Annotated in this window: 9 protein-coding genes; 6 read left to right on the forward strand and 3 right to left on the reverse strand. The window is 59.5% G+C overall.

The features are described from left to right. From mreC to csrD, 3 genes are all read right to left on the reverse strand, one after another. On the reverse strand, nucleotides 1-271 hold a 271-nt coding region (gene mreC / locus ADK28_RS27300; RefSeq protein ID WP_075202158.1), incomplete at its 3' end, for a rod shape-determining protein MreC. A 94-nt stretch (nucleotides 272-365) separates the two neighbouring features. After that, entirely contained in the window at nucleotides 366-1,409 is a 1,044-nt protein-coding gene (gene mreB / locus ADK28_RS27305; RefSeq protein ID WP_003855260.1) for a rod shape-determining protein MreB, read from the reverse strand. A gap of 412 nt (nucleotides 1,410-1,821) precedes the next feature. Continuing rightward, nucleotides 1,822-3,756 carry an RNase E specificity factor CsrD gene (gene csrD / locus ADK28_RS27310; protein ID WP_033639287.1) on the reverse strand — a complete coding sequence of 645 codons (1,935 nt, stop codon included), beginning with the start codon at nucleotides 3,754-3,756 and terminating at the stop codon, nucleotides 1,822-1,824. 203 nt (nucleotides 3,757-3,959) lie between these two features. On the opposite strand from csrD, the gene ADK28_RS27315 reads away from it, so the two are divergent. The 6 genes from ADK28_RS27315 to accC form a co-directional block, all read left to right on the forward strand. Further along, nucleotides 3,960-4,937, forward strand: coding sequence for an MDR family oxidoreductase (locus tag ADK28_RS27315; protein ID WP_016930239.1), 978 nt, complete (start codon nucleotides 3,960-3,962; stop codon nucleotides 4,935-4,937). Between the two features lie 160 nt (nucleotides 4,938-5,097). Beyond that, a complete protein-coding gene (gene msrP / locus ADK28_RS27320; RefSeq protein WP_048797196.1) occupies nucleotides 5,098-6,099 on the forward strand; it encodes a protein-methionine-sulfoxide reductase catalytic subunit MsrP in 1,002 nt (333 codons plus the stop codon). Next, the gene (msrQ, locus tag ADK28_RS27325) at nucleotides 6,100-6,699 is read left to right on the forward strand and encodes a protein-methionine-sulfoxide reductase heme-binding subunit MsrQ (RefSeq protein ID WP_048797197.1); all 600 of its coding nucleotides are present in this window, start codon (nucleotides 6,100-6,102) and stop codon (nucleotides 6,697-6,699) included. A 287-nt stretch (nucleotides 6,700-6,986) separates the two neighbouring features. After that, on the forward strand, nucleotides 6,987-7,439 hold the full coding sequence (gene aroQ, locus ADK28_RS27330; protein ID WP_004936891.1) for a type II 3-dehydroquinate dehydratase: 453 nt from the start codon (nucleotides 6,987-6,989) through the stop codon (nucleotides 7,437-7,439). Between the two features lie 32 nt (nucleotides 7,440-7,471). Next, nucleotides 7,472-7,939 (forward strand): acetyl-CoA carboxylase biotin carboxyl carrier protein, encoded by a 468-nt coding sequence (accB, locus tag ADK28_RS27335; RefSeq protein WP_004936889.1) that lies wholly within the window; start codon nucleotides 7,472-7,474, stop codon nucleotides 7,937-7,939. 12 nt (nucleotides 7,940-7,951) lie between these two features. Continuing rightward, nucleotides 7,952-9,040: acetyl-CoA carboxylase biotin carboxylase subunit (accC, locus tag ADK28_RS27340; protein ID WP_048797198.1), on the forward strand; the 1,089-nt coding region annotated here is incomplete at its 3' end.

Here is a 9,040-nt window from a genome sequence, read left to right on the forward strand (position 1 = left end):
TATCGCTGTTTTTCAGCAGCAGTTCCTGCCGCAGAGCGCGGTTTTCCAGCTCCAGCTGTTGGCGGGTGGCCAGCGTCTCTGACACGCTGTCCAAAACTTTACGTGGCCCGTTGGCCAGAAAATAGAAAGGGCTGACTGCGGTGTCCATGTAGTTGCGTATCTTCACGAACGTGCCGAGCCGGCTGTCGGCAACGATCAGGCCAATGGCCGCAATCACCGCCAAAAAAAGTCGCAGTTGCAGGGAAGGCCCCCTGCTAAAAATCGGCTTCATAAATTATGCGAGTTCCTCGACAACAGAAAGAGGAACCGTACCCGATTCTCGCTGTGCGCATTCATCCGATACGATTCCTCCTTCCAGGGGCTGACTATTCTTCGCTGAACAAATCGCCGCCGTGCATGTCGATCATTTCCAACGCCTTGCCGCCGCCGCGCGCCACGCAGGTCAGCGGATCTTCCGCCACTACGACCGGGATGCCGGTTTCTTCCATCAGCAGGCGATCGAGGTTGCGCAGCAGCGCGCCGCCGCCGGTCAATACCATGCCGCGTTCGGAAATGTCGGAGGCCAATTCTGGCGGGCACTGCTCCAGCGCCACCATCACCGCGCTGACGATGCCGGTCAGCGGCTCTTGCAGGGCTTCGAGGATTTCATTGGAGTTCAGAGTAAAGCCGCGCGGTACGCCTTCGGCCAGGTTACGGCCGCGGACTTCGATTTCGCGCACTTCGTCGCCCGGATAGGCAGAACCGATTTCGTGCTTGATGCGCTCGGCGGTGGCTTCGCCGATCAGCGAGCCGTAGTTGCGGCGCACATAATTGATGATCGCTTCATCGAAGCGGTCGCCACCGATGCGCACGGAAGAGGAGTACACCACGCCGTTCAGCGAGATCACCGCCACTTCAGTGGTACCGCCACCGATATCCACCACCATGGAGCCTGTCGCTTCGGAGACCGGCAGACCTGCGCCGATCGCCGCCGCCATCGGCTCTTCAATCAGAAACACTTCGCGCGCGCCGGCCCCTTGGGCGGATTCGCGGATCGCGCGGCGTTCAACCTGGGTCGCGCCGACCGGCACACAGACCAGCACGCGCGGGCTTGGGCGCATGAAGCTGTTGCTGTGAACCTGTTTGATAAAGTGCTGCAGCATTTTTTCGGTCACGAAGAAGTCGGCGATCACGCCGTCTTTCATCGGGCGAATAGCCGCGATGTTGCCGGGGGTGCGGCCCAGCATCTGTTTGGCGTCATGACCGACGGCCGCAACGCTCTTTGGGGAGCCGGCACGATCCTGACGAATGGCAACCACCGAAGGTTCATTCAGTACGATGCCTTGCCCTTTAACATAAATCAGGGTATTGGCGGTACCCAAGTCGATGGACAAGTCGTTGGAAAACATGCCACGAAATTTCTTAAACATAACGAAAGGATAATCCTGCAAGCTGGGGGCGGAAAATAAAATCCGCCTACTTTACCAACCACACGAAGCAGCGACAAGGCGCAAAAACGTTCTACTTCGGTGAAAAATAGTCTGTATTGTTTCTGCTCGAATGCACGGAAATTGGATGAGGCCTGAATTCCCTGAACAAAGGCTCAGTTTACCACCCTGTCAACGCACGAAACGGCGTAACACAGCTCATAAAATCTAACATATTCCCTGATTGCCGCCGATGGTAAGCACCTACCAACGCCAACCAGATAAAAGCTGACAAGAGCCTATCTCAAATAGGCGTTGTTGTCGCAGGCAGTTTGGAAAAAACTCCAAAAAGACGGTAACGAGGCCCAGATGGATCCGGCCCTCATTCTACGTCAATTTTTGTCCGTCAATCAGCTTAAACGCGATAACGACGTGAATATTTTTTACGCCCCGCGTCGATAGGTTCCGGCGATGCGAAAAAGTCGCCCTGCCCGCCATGGATCCCACGCTCTTTCAGCGTCTGCCATTCGTTGCGCGTGCGTACGCCGGCGGCGAACACCTGAGCGCGCGTGCCCGCGCAGGCGCCGGTCAGGCTCTGCACGAACAGCTGGTTTTCGTCCCGCTTATCGATGCTCCGCACCAGCCCCGGGTGGAGCTTGACGATCTCCACCTGCAGCGACTTGATATAGGACGTACTGACCACGGTTAAACCCGCTTTGGACACCGCGAGACGGCAGCCCAGCCCTGACAGCAGCCTCAGCACCGGACGCAAACGGTCGATATGTTGACACACATCTGCCTCCGCAAGTTCAATCAGAATTCGCCGACGTTGGCTTTTTTCGCATTGCAACAGCGTATCGCGCAGCCAGCGCTGGAAAGAGCGCTGCAAAATCGAGTCCACGCACAGCGGAAACGCCAGCGTTTCCTCGGGCCACTGCGCCAACAAGGGAATGATGCGGCTCACCTGTTGGCGATCGTAACTCTCCGCCAAGCCGAGCTGCTGCACCAGCGGCATATATTCCGCCGGCAGCAATTCCTGGGTGCCGTCATAGATCCGGCTCATGATCTCACGATGGTGCACCTCGCCTTCCACGGTCACCGCCGGTTTCTGATACAGCCGCGGGCCACCGCGCGCCAGCACCTGTTCCAGCAGCGTGCGCCACTTGACGCTGCCGCGCCCCTTTTCCGGCACCTGGCTGTCGTACACATACCACCCGTTTTCGCCCTGCAGCGTAGCGTGGCGCGTCGCCTGCTCCGCATAGTCGATCACCTGCTCGGTGGTTTGACCGCTGCGGTACGCCACGATGCCGATGTGCAGGAAGGCCTCGCGATCGATCAGCGCCGTGGAAGGCAAGGCATCGATGGCGTTGACCAGCTGTGAAGCGATGCCGTCGGCTTCCTTCAGGGTTCGATGCGGCAACAGCACGGTAAAATCGCTGTGGAAGTAGCGCGCCAGCAGCGCCGACGGGTAGCGCATCACGAAGGTAGACAGCAGGTTGACCAGCGAATACATCAGCTCTTGCACCGCCACGCTGCCGTGCGTCTCGCGCAGGGTCTCGAAATCGGGCAGCCGCACCATCATCACGATGCCGTGCGAGCCTTCATCTTCCAGCTGAGTGGTCAATTGGTTATCGAAGAACAGGCGATTATTCAGCCCGGTTTTGGCGTCCTGCGCGGCGAAGGCGCGGATCAGCGTATCGACCCGGCTGCGCTCTTCCCGCGCTTCCGCCAGATCGGCCAGCAGGCGGTCGAGCGCGCCGCTGACGTTGGCCGGCCACTCACGCACGTCGCCCTGCATGACGTTTTCACGCTCGCCGTTCAGAATGCGCCGCGCGCGGCGTTCCAGACGATCTTCGCCATCGGCCTGCTCACGCAGCCAGCGCAGGCTGAACAGCAAAATCACCACCATGACGACGATCGACAGCGTGACGGCGGCGGTGGATTGCAGCGTGCGCACGTCGCTGGCGAAGGGATCGAGGTAGGTGATGTGCAGCGTACTGCCCGGGTGCTGCAACAGAGTTCGCGAGACCTGACGATAGCCGTTCAGCGCATCCCAGGGCTCTTTTTTCAGCGTCGGCAATTTATAGTCGAGCAGTTGGCTGGTCCCGGCCTCTACGCGGATCGACACAATGCCGAGCGGGCGCATGACAATCGGCAACCACTTCTCCTGATCGCGCGGCGATTCATGCAACATGGCTTGATCGAGAGAGGTGGCCAGCGAATCAAAGCGGCGCTCCTGGCGATCCTGGGTAACGTAAAAGAAGCTGTATGAGCATCCCATCAGCATCAAAAACATCGCCAGCGCGACCAACAGAGTGATCAATGCAGAGAGTTTGGTGGTAAATCGCATCCCTGTGCCTTGTCCGCTATGGTTAAGTGAGTGTGCCCCTTTAGCTAAAAGGAGCAGTCCAACCCTAACAAGCCTTGCCGAGGAATAAAACCTGCAAGCGCCGTTTTTGTCCTTTATCAGGACTTGGGCCGCTTATTATGCATATAGTCAAATAAATGTGATTCAGCCATTGATAGAAAAGTGTAAACGAGAGGAAGAGTGACATGCGTGCACTGTTATTGGAACAACAAGACGACCAAACTCTGGCTCATATCAAAGATATCGGCAGCGATCGGTTGCCGGAAGGCGATGTCACCGTCGACATCAACTGGTCCAGCCTAAATTATAAGGATGCGCTGGCGATCACCGGCAAAGGCAAGATCGTGCGCAACTTCCCGATGGTGCCGGGCATCGACTTCGCCGGCACCGTGCGCCACAGCCGCGACGATCGCTTCAAAGAGGGGCAAAGCGTGGTGCTCACCGGCTGGGGCGTGGGCGAACACCACTGGGGCGGCCTGGCCGAGCAGGCGCGCGTCTCCGGTGAGTGGCTGGTGCCGCTGCCGAACGGGCTGGATGAGCGCAAGGCGATGATCATCGGCACCGCCGGCTTTACCGCCATGCTGTGCGTGATGGCGCTGGAGGAAGGCGGCGTGCACCCGGACGACGGCGATATCCTGGTCACCGGCGCCAGCGGCGGCGTGGGCAGCACCGCCATCGCCCTGCTGGCGGCGCTGGGTTACCGGGTGACCGCCATCAGCGGCCGCGACAGCAATACCGAGTACCTGAAAGCGCTCGGCGCCAAAGAGGTGATGTCTCGCGATGGCTATATCGAAACGCCGCGTCCGCTGGAGAAACAACTGTGGGCCGGCGCAGTGGACACCGTCGGCGACAAACTGCTGGCGCGGGTGCTGGCGCAGATGAACTATAACGGCACCGTCGCCGCCTGCGGCCTGGCGGGCGGTTATCAGCTGCCGACCACCGTGATGCCGTTCATTCTGCGCAACGTGCGCCTGCAGGGCGTGGATTCGGTGCATACGCCGCTGCACCGCCGCCAAACCGCCTGGGAACGGCTGGCCGGCATTTTGCCGGACAGCTTCTATCAGCAGGCCACGCATGAAATCGCCCTCGAGCAGGCGCCGGCCACCGCCGCCGCGCTGCTGAACAACCAAATCACCGGCCGCACCCTGGTGAAAATCCGCTGACCTTCTTCCCCCCGACAACGGGGGGGAGTTCTCCCGCTTCTGCGAAATTTCATATTTTCCCGCGCCCCCTCGCTTCCGGCCGGCTTTAGCGCCATGCTTATTTCATGAAGACCCGTCAGCCGCTCGCGGACGGCGGGCATCAGTCGCGGAGAACATAAGCATGAACAAACACCCGAAATTAACCGAGGCCGACGTCACGCCGGAGAGCGTGTTCCACCAGCGGCGCAAGGTGCTGCAGGCGCTCGGCATCACCGCCGCTACGCTGGCGCTGCCTACCGGCGCGCAGGCGGACCTGCTGTCGTGGTTCAAGGGCAACGATCGCCCCAAGGCGCCGCCGGGCAAAGCGCTGGCATTCAGCAAACCGGCCGCCTGGCAGGCGCAGCTGGCGATGACGCCGGAAGACAAGGTGATCGGCTACAACAACTTCTATGAGTTCGGCCTCGACAAAGCCGATCCGGCCGCCAACGCCGGCGGGCTAAAGACCGAAGGCTGGAAAGTGCGCATCGATGGTGAAGTGGCGAAACCGATCACGCTGGATATCGACGATCTGATGAAGCGTTTCCCGCTGGAACAGCGCATTTACCGCATGCGCTGCGTCGAGGCCTGGTCGATGGTGGTGCCGTGGATCGGTTTCGAACTGGGCAAGCTGATCAAGCTGGCCGAACCGAACAGCAACGCGCGCTACGTGGCCTTCCAGACGCTGTACGATCCGGAGCAGATGCCCGGCCAGAAAGATCGCTTTATCGGCGGCGGCCTGAAATATCCCTACGTCGAAGGGCTGCGGCTGGACGAGGCGATGCATCCGCTGGCGCTGCTGACCGTCGGCGTGTACGGCAAAACTCTGCCGCCGCAAAACGGCGCGCCGCTGCGGCTGATCACGCCGTGGAAATACGGCTTCAAAGGCATCAAATCGATCGTGCATATGCGTTTGGTGCGCGATCAGCCGCCGACTACCTGGAACCAATCCGCGCCGAACGAGTACGGTTTTTACGCCAACGTGAATCCGCACGTCGATCATCCGCGCTGGTCGCAGGCCACCGAGCGCTTTATCGGCTCCGGCGGCATTCTCGACGTCAAACGCCAACCGACGCTGCTGTTCAACGGTTATGCCGACCAGGTAGCGTCGCTGTATCGCGGCATGGATCTGCGGGAGAATTTCTAAGTGCGCCTGACGCCTGTTCATATCAAATGGCTGAAAGCCGCCCTGCATCTGGCGGCGTTTTTGCCCTTTTTGTGGTTGGTGCTGGCAGTGGATCAAGGCTGGTTCAGCGCCGATCCGTCCAAGGACATCCAGCATTTCACCGGCAGGATGACGCTGAAACTGCTGCTGGCCACGCTGGCTATCGCCCCGCTGGCGCGCTACGCCCGCCAGCCGCTGCTGATCCGCTGCCGCCGTCTGATAGGGCTGTGGTGCTTTGCCTGGGGTACGCTGCACCTGATAAGCTACTCCACGCTGGAGCTGGGGCTGAGCAATCTCGGCCTGCTGGGCAGCGAACTGGTGAACCGGCCCTATCTGACGCTCGGCATCCTCACCTGGCTGATCCTGCTGGCGCTGGCGGCCACGTCGACGCTGTGGGCGATGCGCAAACTGGGCGCCAAATGGCAAACGTTGCACAACTTCGTCTATCTGGCGGCGATCCTCGCCCCCATCCACTACCTGTGGTCAGTCAAAACCTTTTCTCCCCAGCCGTTCATTTACGCGCTGTTGGCGGTGGCGCTGTTGGGCCTGCGTTACAAGAAATTCCGCGCCTGGTGGCGCTGAATCGCACGGCGATACGCGTTATCGCCGTAGAAAAACGCACGCCGCCGTCGGGAACTTTTTCTGTGTTCCAGCGCTCATATTCCCGTCGCGGCCCCCCGAGTTGGTCGATTTGGGGTTGAATATCTTCGCTGATAAGACCAGTATTTAGCTGCGAATTGCTACGATATCGTTATAATGCCCGACCTTGTTTCTGTTCTCAGGGTGAATTTGCCCCTTAACAGGTGACAAATCGGTAACATCGGGTTATTTTCTACGATGATGGTTTTATTGCCGGAGATACCAGCACAATGGCGGATAAGTTTCACATTTTGCTTCTGAACGGCCCCAATCTCAATCTGCTGGGGACGCGTGAGCCGGAGAAGTACGGCAGCACGACGCTGACAGAGATTGTTAACGGATTGGAAAACCAGGCATCCGCATTGGATATTACCCTGAGCCATCTGCAGTCCAACGCCGAGCATCAGCTGATCGATCGCATCCATCAGGCGCGCGGCAACACCGATTTCATTCTGATAAACCCGGCGGCGTTCACGCACACCAGCGTGGCGTTGCGCGATGCGTTGCTGGCGGTGCAGATCCCGTTCATCGAGATCCACCTGTCCAACGTGCACGCCCGCGAACCTTTCCGCCATCACTCTTATCTCTCAGACGTAGCGGTAGGCGTGATTTGCGGCCTCGGCGCGGATGGCTACGCTTTCGCTTTACAGGCAGCGGTTAACCGTCTGTCGAAAACCCACTAATTGCTCCACAAAAAGAGTACGGAATCACACTCATGGATATTCGTAAAATCAAGAAACTGATCGAACTGGTTGAAGAATCAGGCATTTCTGAACTGGAAATCTCTGAAGGCGAAGAATCGGTTCGCATCAGCCGTGCCGCACCGGCGCAGGCTTATCCCGTCATGCAGCAGGCTTACGCGATGCCGGCACAGCAGCAGCCAGCCCTGGCTACCGCCGTTGCCACCGCGCCTGCGGCAGAAACCCCTGCAGCACCGGCGGCCGTGAGTGGCCACGTCGTTCGTTCCCCAATGGTAGGCACCTTCTACCGCACCCCAAGCCCGGACGCGAAAGCCTTCGTGGAAGTGGGCCAGAAAGTGAACGCCGGCGATACCCTGTGCATCGTTGAAGCCATGAAAATGATGAACCAGATCGAAGCGGACAAGTCCGGCGTCGTGAAAGCCATCCTGGTGGAAAACGGCCAGCCGGTCGAATATGACGAGCCGCTGGTCGTCATCGAATAACGAGGCGCCCCCATGCTTGATAAAATTGTTATCGCCAACCGCGGCGAGATCGCGCTTCGCATCCTGCGTGCCTGTAAAGAACTGGGCATCAAGACCGTTGCGGTTCACTCCGCGGCCGACCGCGATCTGAAACACGTGCTGCTGGCCGACGAGACCGTCTGCATCGGTCCTGCGCCATCGGTAAAAAGCTACCTGAACATCCCGGCCATCATCTCGGCGGCGGAAATCACCGGCGCGGTGGCGATCCACCCTGGCTACGGCTTCCTGTCCGAGAACGCCGACTTCGCCGAGCAGGTTGAACGCTCCGGTTTCATCTTCATCGGCCCGAAAGCCGAAACCATCCGCCTGATGGGCGACAAGGTTTCCGCGATCAACGCCATGAAAAAAGCCGGCGTGCCATGCGTGCCGGGCTCCGACGGCCCGCTGACCGACGACATGGATAAAAACCGTGCCTTCGCCAAGCGCATCGGTTATCCGGTGATCATCAAGGCCTCCGGCGGCGGCGGCGGTCGCGGCATGCGCGTGGTGCGCAGCGACAAAGACCTTGAGCAGTCCATCAACATGACGAAAGCGGAAGCCAAAGCGGCTTTCAACAACGACATGGTGTACATGGAAAAATACCTGGAGAATCCGCGTCACATCGAGATTCAGGTATTGGCCGACGGCCAGGGCAACGCCATCTATCTGGCCGAGCGCGACTGCTCCATGCAGCGCCGCCACCAGAAAGTGGTCGAAGAAGCGCCGGCGCCGGGCATCACCAGCGAAATGCGCCGCTACATCGGCGAGCGCTGCTCGAAAGCCTGCGTGGAAATCGGCTACCGCGGTGCGGGCACCTTCGAGTTCCTGTATGAAAACGGCGAGTTCTATTTCATCGAAATGAACACCCGTATTCAGGTAGAGCACCCGGTTACCGAAATGATCACCGGCGTGGACCTGATCAAAGAGCAGCTGCGCATCGCTGCCGGTCAGCCGCTGTCGATCAAACAGGAAGAAGTGAAGATCCACGGCCACGCGGTAGAATGCCGCATCAACGCCGAAGATCCGAACACCTTCCTGCCGAGCCCGGGCAAGATCACCCGCTTCCACGCGCCAGGCGGTTTC

It is taken from the genome of Serratia sp. 506_PEND, from assembly GCF_001076875.1.
Classification (GTDB): domain Bacteria; phylum Pseudomonadota; class Gammaproteobacteria; order Enterobacterales; family Enterobacteriaceae; genus Serratia; species Serratia marcescens.